Here is a 15,373-nt window from a genome sequence, read left to right as displayed (position 1 = left end):
CTGAGGGGGTGGGGTGGTGGGCGAAGCGGAAGGGGCCCTCATCCAGGTGGGACTCGTGGACGTCCAGGTGCCACTCCGCTGGCAGGGGTCCCGCGCGGAGGTCATGGTTGCCCCGGACCAGCACCAGCTCCACGTCGGCGTGGGAGGCGCGCCAGTCCGCGAGCCTTCGGATGAGCGCGGGGGTGAGGCCTTCCCTGGAGTGGACGAGGTCTCCCAGGACGAGCAGCCGACGGGCGCCCGTGGTGGTGAGCGCCGAGGACAGGCGGGCCAGGTCGTCCTCGAGCACCCCCAGGGGAAGGGGGATGCCGTGTTGTTGGAAGCTCTCCGTCTTGCCCCAGTGCAGGTCGGCCACCGCGAGCGTGCGGGCTTCGGGCCAGTGCAGGGCTCGTTCTGGAAGAAGCTCCAGTGGGGTGCCGCCTACGCGGACCTGGCATCGTCTCGCGTCCATCGCTCCTTCATGCGCTCCACCCGCTCCAGCAGGGACTCGCTGGAGAGGCTCGCGCTGATGCGCTCGACGACGAGCGGAAAGGCCAGGGGCGTGGGCCTCCGGACATGGAGCAGCTCCAGGGGGCTCGACTCCAGGCGTTCCAGCGCGCGCTCCAGGCGGCCCTGCTCGAACTGCTGCTCCAGCACCTCGCGGCGGGCCTGGGTGAGCAGCAGGTGCCCCGGGTCATAGCGGGCGAAGACATCATGGAGGAGGGCGGCGCTCGTCTGTACCTGCCGCGTGGACTTGCGCGCTCCGGGGAGCCCGGGCAGCACCAGGCCCGCAACGCGGGCGATGTCCCGGAACTGACGCTTCGTCAGCTCGCCCACGTTGACGCTCTCGAGGACATCTTCCACCAGGCGCTCGCGCGTGAAGAGGCGGGGGCGCAGGGCTTCCTCGAAGGGAAAGGGTGCGGGGCTGAGCAGCTCCAGTCCGTAGTCATTCACGGACACACTGAAGGTGGCCTTCTGGAGTCGCGTCAGCCGCAGGGCGAGCAGGGCCGCGAGTCCTTCGTGCACCCGTCGTCCCTCGAAGGGATAGAGGAAGAGGTGGTGCCCGTCGCGCGTCTGACACATCTCCGCCAGCAGCGAGCCCGCAGCGGGGATGCGCGACAGTCGCTCCTGGGCCTCCAGGACGGGCCACGCGGCGGCGAGCTCGTCGGAGGTGACGTCGCCGTGGCGCGCGGAGTCGAGGGTGCGGCGGACGGCGGCGGCCAGTGAGGTGGACAGTGGAAGGCGACTGCCGCCCCAGCGCGGTGTTCGCGTCACCTTCGATTTCGCGGGCCGCACATACGCGGTGAGCCCCTGGAGTCGGCCGAGCTCCAGCTTCTTTCCGGCGAACTGGAAGGTGTCTCCCGGGCGCAGCCGGCTGACATAGGACTCCTCCACGCTGCCCAACCGTCCCCCGCTCCAGTAGCGCAGCTCCACCACGGCGTCGGAGCTGATGGTGCCGATGTTGAGGCGGTGCAGCCGGGCGACGCGGGCGTCCTTCACGACGAAGCGTCCCTCGTGCTCCTCGACTCGGCGGAACTCCGGGTAGGCGGTCAGCGTGGGGCCGCCTTCACGGACCAGCGTGAGCGTCCAGTCGAACTCCTCATCGGTGAGGTCCGCGTAGGCCGCGGCGCCGCGCACCTCATGGCGCAGGGCTTCTCGAGTGAAGCCGCCTCCGAGCGCGCACGTCACCAGATGCTGGGCCAGCACGTCCAAGGGCTTGCTGGGAGGCTCGCGCGGCTCGACTTCCTTGCGTGCGAGGGCATCTCGGGCGGCGGCCATCTCCACCAGCTCGAGTGCGTGCGTGGGAACGAAGAGGATGTTGCATGTGGCCTCGGGGCGGTGGGCTCCGCGTCCCGCGCGCTGGAGCGTTCGGCCGATGCCCTTGGGGCTGCCCACCTGCACCACTCGCTCGACGGGGCCGAAGTCCACGCCCAGGTCCAGCGACGAGGTACACACGACGATGCGCAGGGAGCCGTCCTTGAGTCCGCGCTCCACGCGCTCCCGCTCGTCACGGTCGATGGACCCATGGTGCAGCGCGAGCAGGTGTTCCCACTCGGGACGCGCGAAGCGCAGGCCCTCGAACCAGCGCTCCGCCTGGGAGCGCGTGTTGGTGAAGATGAGCGTGGATTGCGCCGGGTCCAATCGCGCGGCGACGCGGGCCAGCATGGTGAAGCCCAGATGTCCCGCCCATGGAAAGGTGTCCACCTCGTCCGGCAGCAATGTCTCCACGTCCACCGGGCGCTCCAGGTCCGCGCTGACGAGGGTGGGGCGGACGCGGGTGCCGACCGCGTGTCGGGCGGCTTGCTCCAGGTTGGCCAGCGTGGCGGACAGCGCCCAGGTGCGCATGCGTGGCGCGAAGCCTCGCAATCGCGCCAGGGCGAGCTCCGTCTGCGTGCCTCGCTTGGAGCCAAGCAGCTCGTGCCACTCGTCCACGATGACTGCGCGCAGCGAGGAGAACAGCTCCGGTGCGCGCTCGTTCGACAACATCACCGAGAGCGACTCCGGTGTGGTGATGAGCACTTCGGGAAGGCGCTGCCGTTGTCGCTGTCGCACCGAGGAGGAGGTGTCTCCGGTGCGGCTCTCCACTTCGAGGTCCGCATCCAGCACGCTCAGCGGCTCGCGAAGGGCCTGCTCCACGTCGCGTGACACCGCGCGCAGCGGCGTCACGTAGAGAATCTGGAGCCCCTTCTCTCCGTGCTCGGCCACCTCCGCCAGCGGCGCGAGATAGGCGGCGTACGTCTTTCCCGCGCCCGTGGGGACATGGATGAGCCCACTGTCCCCGCGCGCATACGCGGCCCAGGCTTCCTCCTGGAAGGCGTAGGGCGTCCAACCCTTCGACGTGAACCAGCCGCGAAGTCGCTCCAGGGGAGGGCTTCTCACGGCCGGAGGTGAGCGCGCTCCTGGGCGAGGTTTCTTCCTCCGCGGGGTCGCGGGAGCCGATGCCGTGTCGCCATGGAGTGCCTTTCTCCTGGCCTGGAGTTGGGCTCGGAGCGAGGGCGACCTACGCGCCGGCATGGAGCAGCTCCTTGAGCGAGTCCAGCGAGTCGGCGTCCCCTGGTTTCTTGTCCGTGCGCCAGCGGGCGATGCGAGGGAAGCGCAGCGCGACGCCCGACTTGTGGCGGGGTGACTTCTGGATGCCCTCGAAGTGCAGCTCGAAGACCTGCTCGGGCTCCACCGAGCGCACCGGTCCAAACTTCTCGCGCGTGTGCGCGCGAATCCACCGGTCCAGTCGGCCAATCTCTTCGTCCGTGAGGCCCGAATACGCCTTCGTCACCGGCAGCAGGTCCGTGCCGTTCCACACGGCGAAGGTGTAATCGGTGTACAGCGAAGAGCGTCGGCCGTGTCCCGGATGCGCGTAGAGCAGCACCGCGTCCACGGTGAACGGGTCGATCTTCCACTTCCACCAATCGCCACGCTTGCGCCCCGTGAGGTACGCGGAGCTCGAACGCTTGAGCATGAAGCCCTCGACGTTCCGCTCACGTGCCTCGCTTCGAGTGTGCGCCAGGGCCTCCCACGAGGACGCCTCCACGGCGGGGGACAGCGGGAAGGCGGGATGGTGCTTGAGCAGCGCGGCCAGTCGCTCGCGACGCTCGCGCAGCGGCAGCGCCCGCAGGTCCTGTCCGTCCTGTTCCAGCAAATCGTAGGCGATGAACGCGGCGGGAGCCTCCGCGAGCACCCGGGGCGTCAGCTTCTGCCGACCGATTCGACGCTGGAGCCGCGCGAAGGGCAGGGGCTTGCCGTCCTCGTACGCCAACACCTCGCCGTCCAGCACCGTGCCTTCGGGGAGAGCCTTCGCCGCGTCGGTGATTTCGGGGAAGCGGTCGGTGATGAGCTCCTCTCCCCGACTCCAGAGATAGACGTCGCCCCGCCGATGGATGAGCTGGCCTCGAATGCCATCCCACTTCCATTCGACCAGCCACTCGGAGAGGTCGCCCAGGGACTCCGGCGGTTGCTCCAGGGGAGACGCCAGATAGAACGGATACGGGCGCGAATGGTGCCCATCCGAGACGTCCGGCGAGACAAGCTGCTGGAAGAACTCCTTCGAGGGCGTCCAGGTCCCCATCAACCGGTGCGCGACGTCCGGCGCGGGAAGCCCCGCCACCTTCGCGAGTGCGCGAACCACCAGGGTGGATGAGACGCCCACGCGCAGCTCCCCGGTGAGCATCTTGTTCAACAGGAAGACTTCTCGCCGAGGCATCGACCGCCACCAGGACACCACCTGCTCGCGCTGCGCCGTCACATCCAGCGCACGCAGGGGCATGAGTCGCTGGGTGAGCCATAGAGACAGCGGGAGTTCTTCCGGTGCGCTCGGTCGCTCCAGGTTGTCCAGCAGCAGGGCGATGACTTCCGCCAGGTCCCCGACGGACGCGTACACCTCCGCGAACAGCCAGTCGGGAATGCCCGTCAGCTCCTGGGTCCATCCCACCAGCAGCTTCGTGGTGAGCAGTCGCTTCAGCTTCTGTCCCGTGAGGAAGTACAGCGCCCACGCGGCGTCTTCGGGGGGCGCTTCCTGGAAGTAGCGCGTGAGGGCCTCCACCTTCGCGTTCGTGGAGGTGGTCTGGTCCAGGCGCTCGTACAGGTCCGCGAGTCGTCGCATGGGTCAGTCCTCCGCCTCGCCCTCGAACGGGGTCGCCAGTGGGGATGCGTCCACGCCTTGCTCGCGGAGGTAGCGCGCCAGGGGCTCGGCGGAGCCGTGTGTCGTCAGCACCCGCTCCGCGCCTGTGTCCGCGACCGTGCGCAGCAGCGCGGGCCAGTCCGCATGGTCCGACAGCACGAAGCCCCGGTCGAAGCCTCGTCGCCGCCTGTTGCCGCGCACGCGCATCCAGCCCGAAGCGAAGCCTGTCTCCGCCTCGCCGAACCGCCGCATCCAGGTGGAGCCGCCCGCGCTCGGAGGCGCCAGCACCAGCGCGCCCGCGAAGGACGTGCCCTTCTCCACCTCCGATACGAGCTGCGTGGGCAGCATCTTCACGCCCGCGCCCCGGTAGGCCTCCACCAACCCGTGCAGCGCGCCATGGATGAAGGCGGTCCGGTCCGTCAGTCGCGCCAGCTCCGCGAGGATTCGCTGGGCCTTGCCCAGGGCGTAGCAGAACAGCACCGCCGAGCGTCCCACCGCGCGATTCGCGTCCCACCACCGCAGCATGTCCTCCGCCACTTCGCGCGCATCGTCCCAGCGGAAGATGGGCAGGCCGAACGTCGCCTCGGTGATGAAGGTGTGGCAGCGCACCACCTCGAAGGGCGCGCACGTCGGGTCCGCCGCCCGCTTGTAGTCGCCAGAGACGACCCACACCTCGCCCTGGTGCTCAAGGCGAACCTGCGCGCTCCCCAACACGTGGCCCGCGGGGTGGAAGCTCACGGTGACGTCGCCGAGCTTCAGCGACTCGCCATACTCCAGGGTGTCGATGTGTGAGTCGGCGCCCACTCGACGTCGCAGCAGGGCCTCGCCCGCTCGGGTGCCCAGGTAGCGTTGGTGGCCCGAGCGCGCGTGGTCCCCATGCGCATGGGTGATGAGCGCCCGTTCCACCGGACGCCAGGGGTCGATGTGGAAACCTCCAGGCTCACAATAGAGCCCGTGGGGCGTCACTGTGACGAGCGGCCTTCGGGCCTGGAAGGAGACGGAGGCGTCCACGGTCCTTCAGAAATAACGAGGGCTTCCGAGCACGACCACCGGGGTGCGCAGGCCTCTTACCCGCCCTGGTTCCTGGGATGGTCGCCAGCCGCCCGGTCATCACTCCCCGCCTTGACGGCTTCACCGGGAATGGCGGCCCGGGGCTCGCCGATGGTCCTCGCCGGGACACGTCCGCCGCGCTACACCGAGGACCGCGCCGCGGGGGCGCGGCTTGCGTGCGCTTGAAGGTCGCGCGGGAGCCGCCACCCGGAGCGAAGTCCTCGGTCGTCTGGAGGACGGAGACAATGCGGTAGCGGGGGAGAGGTCATGACCATGGATGCACAGGAGCGGAAGGCGGCCTACCGCCAGCGCGCGGAGCAGGGCGAGGCAGTGCCGGTCTCGGTGGAGTTGCCGGCGGACCTCGACACGCCGCTGTCGGCGTATCTGAAGCTGGGCGGAGGCTCGCGCGGTTTCATCCTCGAGTCGTGCTACGGCGGCGAGCGCTTCGGGCGCTACAGCCACGTGGGCACCCACGCCGCGGGGCGCGTGCGCCTGGACGCGCACGGCGCCACCGTGTGGCGTGGCTCGCGCGAGGAGCGGCGCGACGGCAAGCCGATGGACGTGCTGCGCTCCTTGTGGCGTGAGCTCGCGGTGGCCCGGCTCCCCGGTGAGGCGCCGTTCCTCGGCGGGCTCGTGGGGTACATGGACTACAACTGCGTCTCGTGGATGGAGCCCACCGTTCCGGACCGGCACCCTCGCGACACGTCCTTTCCGGACTCCGAGTGGCTCATCTCCGAGGACTTCGTCACCCACGACTCGCGCACGGGGACGCTCAAGGTCACCGCCATCGCCCGGCCCTCGCTGCATGCCAGCGTGGCCGTCGCGCTGAAGGACGCGGAGGACCGCGCGCAGTCCATGGCCGAGCGACTCCTCAAGCCGCTGCCTCCGGAGGCCTATGCACCTTCGCCTCGCATGAAGGGCGATGGGGAGCCCGTGGCCTGCTGGGACCGCGCCAGCTACGAGGCCGCGGTGGAGCGCTCGAAGGAATACATCCGCGCGGGCGACATCTTCCAGGTGGTGCTCGCGCGACGCTTCGAGTCGCGAGGCGCGCCTCCTCCCTTGTCGCTCTATCGCGCGCTGCGGCGCGTGAACCCCTCGCCGTACCTGTTCCTGGTGGAGCTGGGCGAGGCGCGCGCGCTGGTGGGTGCATCGCCGGAGCTGCTCGTGCAGGTGCGCGACGGGGACGTGGTGGTGCGCCCCATCGCCGGCACGCGGCGGCGCGGAGCCTCCGAGGCGGAGGACCTGGCGTTGGAGAAGGAGCTGCTCGCGGACGAGAAGGAACGCGCCGAGCACATCATGCTGGTGGACCTGGGCCGCAATGACGTGGGTCGCGTGGCGGCGCCGGGCTCGGTGCGCGTCGAGGACCTGATGGTCATCGAGCGCTACAGCCACGTGATGCACATCGTCTCGCAGGTGCGCGGGAAGCTGGACTCGAAGTTCGACGCGCTCGATGCGCTGGCCAGCACCTTCCCCGCTGGCACCGTGTCCGGGGCGCCGAAGATTCGCGCGATGCAGATCATCGACGAGCTGGAGGTGCAGCGGCGCGGGCCCTACTCGGGCGCGGTGGGCTACCTGTCCTTCTGCGGCACGCTGGACGTGGCCATCGCCCTGCGCACCTTCTTCGTGGATGGAGACCGGACCATGTGGACCGCGGGCGCGGGACTGGTGGCGGACTCGGTGCCGTCGAAGGAAGCCGATGAGACGGAGGCCAAGGCGGGCGCCATGGCCGCCGCGCTCCGGCTGGCTCGTGAGGGAGGTGGCCGATGATTCTCGTCATCGACAACTACGACTCATTCACCTTCAACCTCGTCCAGCTCCTCTACACGCTGGGCGCCGAGGTGAAGGTGGTGCGCAATGACACGCTCGATATCGCGGGTGTCGCGGCGCAGGGGGCCTCGCACCTGGTGATTTCCCCGGGCCCCTGTACGCCGCATGAGGCCGGAATCAGTGTGGCCGCGATTGCCCAGTCCCGCGTGCCGGTGCTGGGCGTGTGCCTGGGACATCAGTCCATTGGCGCGGCCTTCGGCGGCAAGGTGATACGCGCGCCGGAGCCGGTGCACGGCAAGTCCGCGCGCATCCAGCACGGCGGCTCGGGTGTCTTCACCGGCGCGAGCCAGGGGTTCCAGGCCGCGCGCTACCACTCGCTCATCGTGGAAGCGTCCTCGCTGCCGTCCGAACTGGAGCCCATCGCGTGGAGCCAGGACGGGCTCGTCATGGCGCTGCGCCACCGCGAGAAGCCCGTGGTGGGCTTCCAATTCCATCCGGAGAGCGTGCTGACTCCCGAGGGACCCACCCTGGTGAAGAACTTCCTGGAGGGGCGCCTGTAGAGAAGGGAATCGCCCTGTGGGGCTGGGTCATTGTCGCTCGACTGACTCTGTCTGGATTGCGACGAAGCAGGGCTCCAGGGCGTGGAAACCCGCATGCGTAGCATCGCCCTTCCGGCGACCGAGGCCCCCTCCCGGGGTCGGCGCCGGAAGGGAGCCTCGATGAGAAACCGAAGCGTGGTGTTGCGCGGTCTTGCCGTGGTGTTCGGCGCGCTGATGCTGGGCGCGTGCGGAGGCGCGTCGTCCGCGGAAGGTGGACAGGGCGTACCGGTGGAGGAGATGGAGCTGACCAGCGTGGACTCGGCGCTGGGCATGTGCCCGGGCTACGACTCCTGCGCGAACTGGTCTCCCTGGTACTCCGTGGGTGGGAGCTACTGCGGCATCAATTCCGCCTGTGGCACGCGCTGGGTCTGCGAGGAGGACCCCTGGGGCTGTCCGAACGGCGTCGCCGCCGAGGCGCCTCCCGCGAAGGACGGCGCGGAGCTGCTGCCCCCGTGTTGCGGCATCCTCTACCGCGAGCCCAACCCCGCGCTCATGGGCGCGCAGGAGCGCTATCGCGTGTGCTTCAATCCGGCGGGCGCCTCGTGCACTGACTACGAGCAGACGAGCAGTGGTTCGGTGCTGAGCTGCGGAGAGTGCTGAGCCCGCGCCGCGTGGCGTGGCTCACCCCTTGAGGTGGGTGGTGTCGTTCCAGCTGGCGAGTGCCGGCTGGGCGGCATCTCCGTCGGAGCCGAGCACACTGATGGATCCGGTGCTCAAGAGGAACAGTCGACCATCATCCGGCGGGAGGCCCAGCCAGCGCGAGGCGAGCACGCGCAGGAAGTGGCCGTGGGAGAAGATGAGGATGTCTCCCTTCTCCTCGCGGGCATCGGCGATGACCTGGTCCGCGCGAGCGCCCACCTGTTGCACTGTCTCGCCGTGGGGCACGCCGTCCTTCCACACCGTCCAGCCGGGGTGTTCCACGCGAATCTCCGCGCCGGTGCGGCCCTCGTGGTCGCCGTAGTCCCACTCCATGAGGTCATCACGCCGCTGGGCCGCGTCGCCGTAGCCGGCCAGCGCGCAGGTCTCGAAGGCCCGGCTCAGGGGGCTGCTCCACACCTGGGAGAAGGTCCAGGCGCGCAGGGGGGCGCCGAGCAGCGCCGCCATCTTCCGACCCTCCTCCAGCAGCGGGACGTCCGTGCGCCCCGTGTGCTGGCCACTGCGGCTCCATGCCGTCTCTCCGTGACGGACGAGCACCACCTGCGGACCCCGCGTTTTCATTGGTCGGATTGTGCCATCCACGCCGTCCCAGGCGCGCGCTTCATCTGGTCCGCTGTCCAACGACGGACGCGCGAGGCTTGAACCCGTGCGTCGTCCACCGCACCCTGGGGTGATTCACGTTGCTCCCGAGGAGTCACGCATGCGTCACCTCCGCCCGTTGCCCCAGGCTTCCACCGTCCTCGCGTTGCTCCTGGCCTCGACGCTGGCCTTGCCGGGACATGCGCAGGCTCCCGCGGGGAAGGGGGCCAGCACGGACGGCACGATGTTGCTGACCATCTTCATGAAGCACGACCAGGGCAAGACGCTGGAGGAGATCAACGCGCACCTGGACCGCACGGGCTTTCGCAAGAGCTTCCCGCCGCCCGGCGTGGAGGTGGTGTCCTGGTACGTGATGATGGGCGTGGGACAGGTCGTCACCGTGCGGCTTCCTCCCGAGAAACTGCGCGAGGTGAACCTCGCGTTCGAGAAGGGCGCGTGGGGCGCGTTCCGCACGGAGTTCTACCCGACGTATGACTACCGGGCCATCTGGGAGAAGGCTCGCTCGGCCTCTCCTTGAGGTGGCGAGGTGCGGTGCTTCTGCCGTGCCGGGCACGCGTCCTGAACTATGCTCGCGCCGGGCGACGCCTCGCCCAGGGCTGCTCGCGTGTCCTCTCCAGAATCCACTTCCCCCGCCCTTCCTTCGAGTGAGCCTTCGCAGCGCGCGCGCGTACATGCCGCGCGGTCCGAGTGGCTGTTGCTGGTGGCCTGTGCCCTGGGCTTGACGGCGCTCTACTTCCACCGGGTGCCGCTCACGGGGGAGATGTTCAGCGAGCGCGATTCGCTGCACGTCTACCTGCCGGTGTTCCACTACTGGCGCGAGGCGGTGCTGGCGGGCCGGTTTCCGGAGTGGCTGACGCTGGATGGGTTCGGTCAGCCCTACGCGGGCACGCTGGTCGTCGCGCCTTTTCATCCGAGCAAGTTGCTGTACCTGTTGCTCTCGCTGGACCAGGCCTTCAACGCGAACATCCTGCTGTGTTTCCCGGTCGCGCTGCTGGGGGGATATGCGCTGACTCGACTGTGGGAGGTGCCTCGGCCGGGCGCGTTCCTGGCAGGGATGGCGTATGCCTTCAGCGGCTACCTGGTCTGCATCACCAACAACCTCTGCTACCTGATGGCCGCGGCCACGGTCCCATGGGCGCTGTGGGCCTCGGAGCGACAGCTTCGCGCGCCGGGGCCGGGGCGGTTGCTGCTCGCGGGAGCGTTGCTCGCGCTCGTGTTGTTCGCGGGGGACGTGCAGGCCTTCTGTGTGACGTATGGGCTGGTGGTGTTGCTCGCGCTCTCCGGGCCCGCTGTCGCTCAGCGCTCCCGGCTGTTGGCCATGTTGGGGGTGCTCGGGGTGGGGACTCTGCTGGCCGCGCCGCAGTTGTTCTCGTCCGTGGCCTTGATGGGGACGGCTGAAGCGGGGGGCCGGACGCTCGACATCGCGCAGGAGTTCTCGCTCCATCCACTGCGGCTGCTCGAACCGTTGCTGGGGCCGTATCTGGTGTTTCCCGAGCAGGTACCGGAGGCGTCGAGGGCCGTCGTCATCAAGCTGGCTCCCTCGGGTTTCGCGAGCTTCTGGGTGAGCTCCATCCACCTGGGGGTGCCCGTGCTCCTCCTCGCGGGGGCGGGCGCGTGGCGACATCGTCGTTCACGGACGCTGTGGCTGTGGGGGAGCGTGTGGCTGCTCGCCCTGGGGCTTTCGCTGGGGGATGCGCTGCCGCTCTATGGGGCCGCATATGCGTGGGTCCCTCCATGGCGCGTGTTCCGCTATCCCTCCAAGCTCGTTCCCTTCCTGGGGCTGGGTGTTTGTTTCCTGGCGGCGCTGGGATGGAAGGGCGTGTTCCAGGGCGAGGCTCGACGGGCCTTTCTCCGGCTGGCGGTGACGGTGGTGGTGGGGTGTCTCGTGCTCGCCGCGGCCGAGCGGTGGGGGCAGGCCTTCACCTCGGGATTGTTGGTGCCTCGCTGGCCGGAGATGCCGGAGGACCTTCGCGAGCTGCTCTCGTCGCGGTTCGTCATCGTCTGTCTCGTGGCCTCGGCGGGCGCGGCGCTCTGCGGGGGCGGGATGCTCCAGCCTCGCTGGAGCGCTGGGGTGTTGCTGGTGACGCAGTTCGTATCGAGCGCCGTGGCGAGCGAGGGGCTCTATGAATTGCTTACGCCCGAGGTGCTGTCCACGCCGCCTCCGTTCGTCGAGGAAATCCTCGCGCGCCCTCGCGTGGAGGAACGGGTGCCCGTTCGGGTGGCCTCCCACTATGACGTGGCTGGGCTCACGTCGAAGATAGAGGGGCTTGATCCGCTGCAGCGGCGCTCGCTCGGCTCGGTGCAGACGCTCATGCCGGACACGCCGGGCCTGTGGGGACTGGAGAGCGCGGAGGTGCACCTGCCCGGCGGGAGCCGGCGGGTGCGCGCTATCGTCAAGGAAGTGACGCCGTGGTTCCTCGTACGAGCCCCCCTGTTCTCGGTGGCCTATTCAGTCCACCCGGTCATGGAGTGGAAGCCACTCGAGGCCGCGGGAAGGAAGCTCGTGGGAGCGGACGCTTCGCTGGGGGCGGTGATGGTGGAGCACCCGGGAGTCCTGCCGCGTGTGTTCCTGGCGAATGCCCGCTGTGTCGACTCGTATGAGACCGCGATGCCGCTGTTGGAGGACACGCTCGTTCGCTCCGGTCGGGTGGCGCTCGTCGAGTGTGGTGCGGCCGGGCCCGGCCTGGCCACGGGGGACACGTCCGCCGTGGGAGGGCAGGTGAGGGTGGAGCGGTACGAGGCGGAGTCCCTGGTGTTTGAGGTGGAGAGCCCTCGCGACGCGGTGCTTGTTGTGAATGACGCGTGGTTCCCGGGGTGGACCGCGTCAGTGGATGGCGTGGAGGCTCCGATTCTTCCAGCCAACGTCGCGGTGCGTGCCGTGCCGGTGAAGGCGGGCCGCCATCAGGTGACGATGGTCTATCGAGACCTGCCCGCGCGGTGGGGCCTGGGTGTCTCCGCTCTGACGTTCCTGGGGCTGCTTGGGATGGTTGTGGCTCGCGGGCGACGAGCGCGGTCCGCGTGAGGCGATTCGGGTGGGACACCCCTGGATGCGCGCCGCGTGCTCGCGCCTCGCTGGCGGGTCAGCGCAGGCCCTCTCGGAGCATCCGGTTCGCAACGCGATGGATGCCGTAGGCGCGCAGGTAGAACGGCTCCTTCGCTTTCGTGTCCATGGCGGTCCCCTTGTGCGTAGCGGTCCCATAGGGAAGATCGGGAAAGACGTCCGCGTAGCAGGTGGGGGCGCTAATCACTGTGGTCTGCCAGCCGACGGCGCTCCGGGTATCGCAGCTCCACTCAAGGGCCGCCCGATAGCTCCCATTGTCTCCGCAATCGGGCGCTGTCTCTTGCTGGGTGGCTGCATCCACCAGCTCGCGGACCATCTGGTATCCGGCGATGGGTGAGAGCGTCCGCTGTGACACTCGGAGGCTGAAGTAGAGCCCTGAGTCGTATCCTCCTTAAATCTTCGCCACGAAGGGCGTCAGGACGAGGTTCACCGTCCCCGACTCGCTGAAGTAACAGCGATTGATTTCGAAGTGGATTCGGAGCGCCCCATGCGATGCCGTGAGCAGGCACGCCAGTGGGGAGACTGCTTGTGGTTCCATCTGCGCGTGCGTGGGGCTCGCCGCGAGCAGTGCCGTCGCCATCACTCCGGCCCAGCTGTCACATCTCATGAAGGACTCCTCTCCAACTCCGTCGGAAAGGCCGTCATGAGACATGGCGAGGGCTTGGGGTTCCTCACGGTCTCATCACGATTCCTACATGGCAGGTGCGCACCCTTCGCCATGCAGATGGTCCAGGGTGACGCGTCCCGATAGTTTCGCGTGCGGTACGAGAGAGGCGATGCGCGAGGACGGGTTCCTCGCACCGTTCTCCCTCGTATCCGAGCCTCTTCGCTCAGCGCTTCAGGCCGCGCTTGATTTCAGCGCAGAGCGCCTTGGCGGCCTGAGGCCCGTCGGCGTGCGCGGCCCGGACGATGGCGCTGCCCACCACCACGCCGTCCGCATGCGCCGACAATGTCCGCGCCTGGTCCGCGCTGGAGATGCCGAAGCCCGCGACGACCGGCACCGGCGAGGCGTTGCGCACCAGGTCCAACCGCTGCGACAGGTCCGGCGGCAGCTCGGCGCGCATACCCGTTACGCCCGCCACCGACACGCAGTACACGAAGCCGCGCGCGTCCTTCGCGATGGCCTCCGCTCGCGCTCGCGGCGTCGTCGGCGCGCACAGCGGAATCAGGTCCACGCCCGCCGCGTCGAACGTGGCGCGCAGGCTCCCGCTCTCCTCGGGCGGCAGGTCCGGAAGGATGGCTCCCGACACGCCGCGCTCACGCGCCAGCTTCGCGAAGCGCTCCTCACCCATCGCCATGATGACGTTGACGTACGTCATGATGACCAGTGGCGTCTCCGGGCAGCGCCGACGAACCTCCGGCACCACTTCCTCCAGCACGCGCTTCAGCGTGGAGCCCGCCTTCAGCGCGCGCTCAGAGGCTCCCTGGATGACGGGCCCGTCGGCGATGGGGTCGCTGAACGCCACGCCCACCTCGACGATGTCCGCGCCACCCTCCACCAGCGCGGTGAACACGTCCACCGAGCGAGCAAGGTCCGGGTCCCCCGCCATGGCATACGCCACCAGCGCGCCTTCGCCCCGCGCCTTCGCCCGTGCGAAGGCCTTCGCGATATCTCCGCTCACGCCTTCACCCCCACCGCGGGCGGGACGCCTCGCGCGGAAATCGTCGCGACGTCCTTGTCCCCTCGGCCCGAGCAGTTGATGACCAGGTACCTACCCACGCCCAGCTCCCGCGCCAGCTCCCTGCCTCGCGCGAACGCATGCGACGTCTCCAGCGCGGGGAGGATGCCCTCCATCCGGGCCACCTCGTAGAACGCCGCCAGCGCCTCGTCGTCCGTGGCGGTGCGCACTTCCATGCGCCCCGTCTTCGCCAGATGCGCCAGCTCCGGCCCCACACCCGGATAGTCCAGGCCCGCCGAGATGCTGTGCGCCTCCTGAATCTGTCCGTCCCCGTCCTGCAACACCAGCGAGCGCGAGCCGTGCAACACGCCCTCCGAGCCCAGCGTCAGCGACGCACCATGCTGACCCGAGTCCAGCCCATGGCCTCCCGCCTCCACGCCGATGAGTCGGACGCTCGCGTCGCCGATGAACGGATGCAGCACGCCAATCGCATTCGAACCGCCACCCACGCACGCCACAATCGCATCCGGCAGCTTCCCGAAGGCGGCCTGCGCCTGCGTGCGCAGTTCCTTGCCGATGATGGCCTGGAAGTCGCGCACCACCGTCGGATACGGATGCGGCCCCGCCGCGCTGCCGATGACGTAGTGCGTGTCCGATACCTGCGACACCCAGGTGCGCATGGCCTCGTTCATCGCGTCCTTCAGCGTCCGCGAGCCCGACTCCACGGGGCGCACCACCGCGCCCAGCGCGCGCATCCGGAAGACGTTGAGCGCCTGCCGCTCCACGTCCAGCGCGCCCATGTACACCTCGCACGGCAGACCGAAGAGCGCGCACGCGGTGGCCGTCGCGACGCCGTGCTGGCCCGCGCCCGTCTCCGCGATGATGCGCTTCTTGCCCATGCGCAACGCGAGCAACACCTGCCCCACGGTGTTGTTGATTTTATGCGCGCCCGTGTGCGCCAGGTCCTCGCGCTTGAGCCAGACGTGCGCGCCCCCCCATGCCTCGGTCAGCCGGCGCGCGGGCGTCAGCGTCGTGGGCCTGCCCACGAACTCGCGCAGCACCCGCGCCACTTCCGCGTCGAATGTCGGGTCCGCGCGAGCCGCCGCGTACGCCTCTTCCAGTTCCATCAGCGCCGGGACGAGCGTCTCCGGCACGTAGCGCCCGCCGAAGCGCCCGAAGCGACCGGCGGCAGTCTCCGTGTTCATCCCTGTCACTCCCAGAGGTTGATGGACTTCGCGGCCCGCACGAAGGCGCGCACCGCGTCCATGTCCTTGATGCCCGGGGCCGACTCCACCCCGCTGGCCACGTCCACTCCGTACGGCCGCGTCGCGCGCACCGCCTCCGCCACGTTGGAGGGCTTCAATCCACCCGCCACCAACACCGGCACGCCATGCCCCGACAGCCCCGCCACCAGCGACCAGTCGAAGCC

The 15,373-nt window shown here is 69.2% G+C and carries 14 protein-coding genes; 5 read left to right on the top strand and 9 right to left on the bottom strand.

The window, feature by feature from the left end:
* The 4 genes from FJV41_RS39925 to FJV41_RS39910 all read right to left on the bottom strand — a co-directional run.
* Positions 1-448 (bottom strand): metallophosphoesterase (locus FJV41_RS39925; RefSeq protein ID WP_141647866.1); only part of this gene is annotated, 448 nt, incomplete at its 3' end.
* Positions 418-2,991 carry a ligase-associated DNA damage response DEXH box helicase gene (locus tag FJV41_RS39920; protein ID WP_141647865.1) on the bottom strand — a complete coding sequence of 858 codons (2,574 nt, stop codon included), beginning with the start codon at positions 2,989-2,991 and terminating at the stop codon, positions 418-420. The genes FJV41_RS39925 and FJV41_RS39920, both read right to left, overlap by 31 nt.
* Positions 2,978-4,573, bottom strand: coding sequence for an ATP-dependent DNA ligase (locus FJV41_RS39915; RefSeq protein ID WP_141647864.1), 1,596 nt, complete (start codon positions 4,571-4,573; stop codon positions 2,978-2,980). Before FJV41_RS39915 ends, FJV41_RS39920 begins: the two co-directional genes overlap by 14 nt.
* 3 nt (positions 4,574-4,576) lie before the next feature.
* Positions 4,577-5,602, bottom strand: a complete 1,026-nt coding sequence (locus FJV41_RS39910) for a ligase-associated DNA damage response exonuclease (protein ID WP_141647863.1) — start codon at positions 5,600-5,602, stop codon at positions 4,577-4,579.
* Positions 5,603-5,914: 312 nt separating this feature from the next.
* On the opposite strand from FJV41_RS39910, the gene FJV41_RS39905 reads away from it, so the two are divergent.
* From FJV41_RS39905 to FJV41_RS39895, 3 genes are all read left to right on the top strand, one after another.
* Positions 5,915-7,408 carry an anthranilate synthase component I family protein gene (locus FJV41_RS39905; protein ID WP_141647867.1) on the top strand — a complete coding sequence of 498 codons (1,494 nt, stop codon included), beginning with the start codon at positions 5,915-5,917 and terminating at the stop codon, positions 7,406-7,408.
* Positions 7,405-7,968, top strand: a complete 564-nt coding sequence (locus FJV41_RS39900; protein ID WP_141647862.1) for an anthranilate synthase component II — start codon at positions 7,405-7,407, stop codon at positions 7,966-7,968. Before FJV41_RS39905 ends, FJV41_RS39900 begins: the two co-directional genes overlap by 4 nt.
* A 159-nt stretch (positions 7,969-8,127) precedes the next feature.
* Positions 8,128-8,607: a hypothetical protein gene (locus FJV41_RS39895; protein WP_141647861.1), complete on the top strand. Its 480-nt coding sequence runs from the start codon at positions 8,128-8,130 to the stop codon at positions 8,605-8,607.
* 21 nt (positions 8,608-8,628) lie between these two features.
* On the opposite strand, the gene FJV41_RS39890 is transcribed toward FJV41_RS39895, so the two are convergent.
* A complete protein-coding gene (locus FJV41_RS39890; protein ID WP_141647860.1) occupies positions 8,629-9,225 on the bottom strand; it encodes a histidine phosphatase family protein in 597 nt (198 codons plus the stop codon).
* A gap of 139 nt (positions 9,226-9,364) precedes the next feature.
* Between FJV41_RS39890 and FJV41_RS39885 the strand changes: the two genes are divergently transcribed.
* Complete coding sequence (locus FJV41_RS39885) at positions 9,365-9,781, top strand: hypothetical protein (RefSeq protein WP_141647859.1); 417 nt, start codon at positions 9,365-9,367, stop codon at positions 9,779-9,781.
* 177 nt (positions 9,782-9,958) lie between these two features.
* On the top strand, positions 9,959-12,286 hold the full coding sequence (locus FJV41_RS39880) for a glycosyltransferase family protein (RefSeq protein ID WP_181791267.1): 2,328 nt from the start codon (positions 9,959-9,961) through the stop codon (positions 12,284-12,286).
* A 430-nt stretch (positions 12,287-12,716) separates the two neighbouring features.
* On the opposite strand, the gene FJV41_RS39875 is transcribed toward FJV41_RS39880, so the two are convergent.
* From FJV41_RS39875 to FJV41_RS39860, 4 genes are all read right to left on the bottom strand, one after another.
* Complete coding sequence (locus FJV41_RS39875; RefSeq protein ID WP_141647857.1) at positions 12,717-12,932, bottom strand: hypothetical protein; 216 nt, start codon at positions 12,930-12,932, stop codon at positions 12,717-12,719.
* Between the two features lie 223 nt (positions 12,933-13,155).
* Complete coding sequence (gene trpA / locus FJV41_RS39870) at positions 13,156-13,947, bottom strand: tryptophan synthase subunit alpha (RefSeq protein ID WP_141647856.1); 792 nt, start codon at positions 13,945-13,947, stop codon at positions 13,156-13,158.
* Positions 13,944-15,149 (bottom strand): tryptophan synthase subunit beta, encoded by a 1,206-nt coding sequence (gene trpB, locus FJV41_RS39865; RefSeq protein WP_141647855.1) that lies wholly within the window; start codon positions 15,147-15,149, stop codon positions 13,944-13,946. The genes trpA and trpB overlap by 4 nt, the downstream gene beginning before the upstream one ends.
* A gap of 5 nt (positions 15,150-15,154) precedes the next feature.
* Positions 15,155-15,373 (bottom strand): phosphoribosylanthranilate isomerase (locus FJV41_RS39860; protein ID WP_438616776.1); only part of this gene is annotated, 219 nt, incomplete at its 5' end.

This window comes from Myxococcus llanfairpwllgwyngyllgogerychwyrndrobwllllantysiliogogogochensis (assembly GCF_006636215.1).
GTDB lineage: Bacteria > Myxococcota > Myxococcia > Myxococcales > Myxococcaceae > Myxococcus > Myxococcus llanfairpwllgwyngyllgogerychwyrndrobwllllantysiliogogogochensis.
The sequence above is the reverse complement of the archived record's forward strand: the minus strand, read 5'-3'. Positions and strand labels throughout refer to the sequence as shown.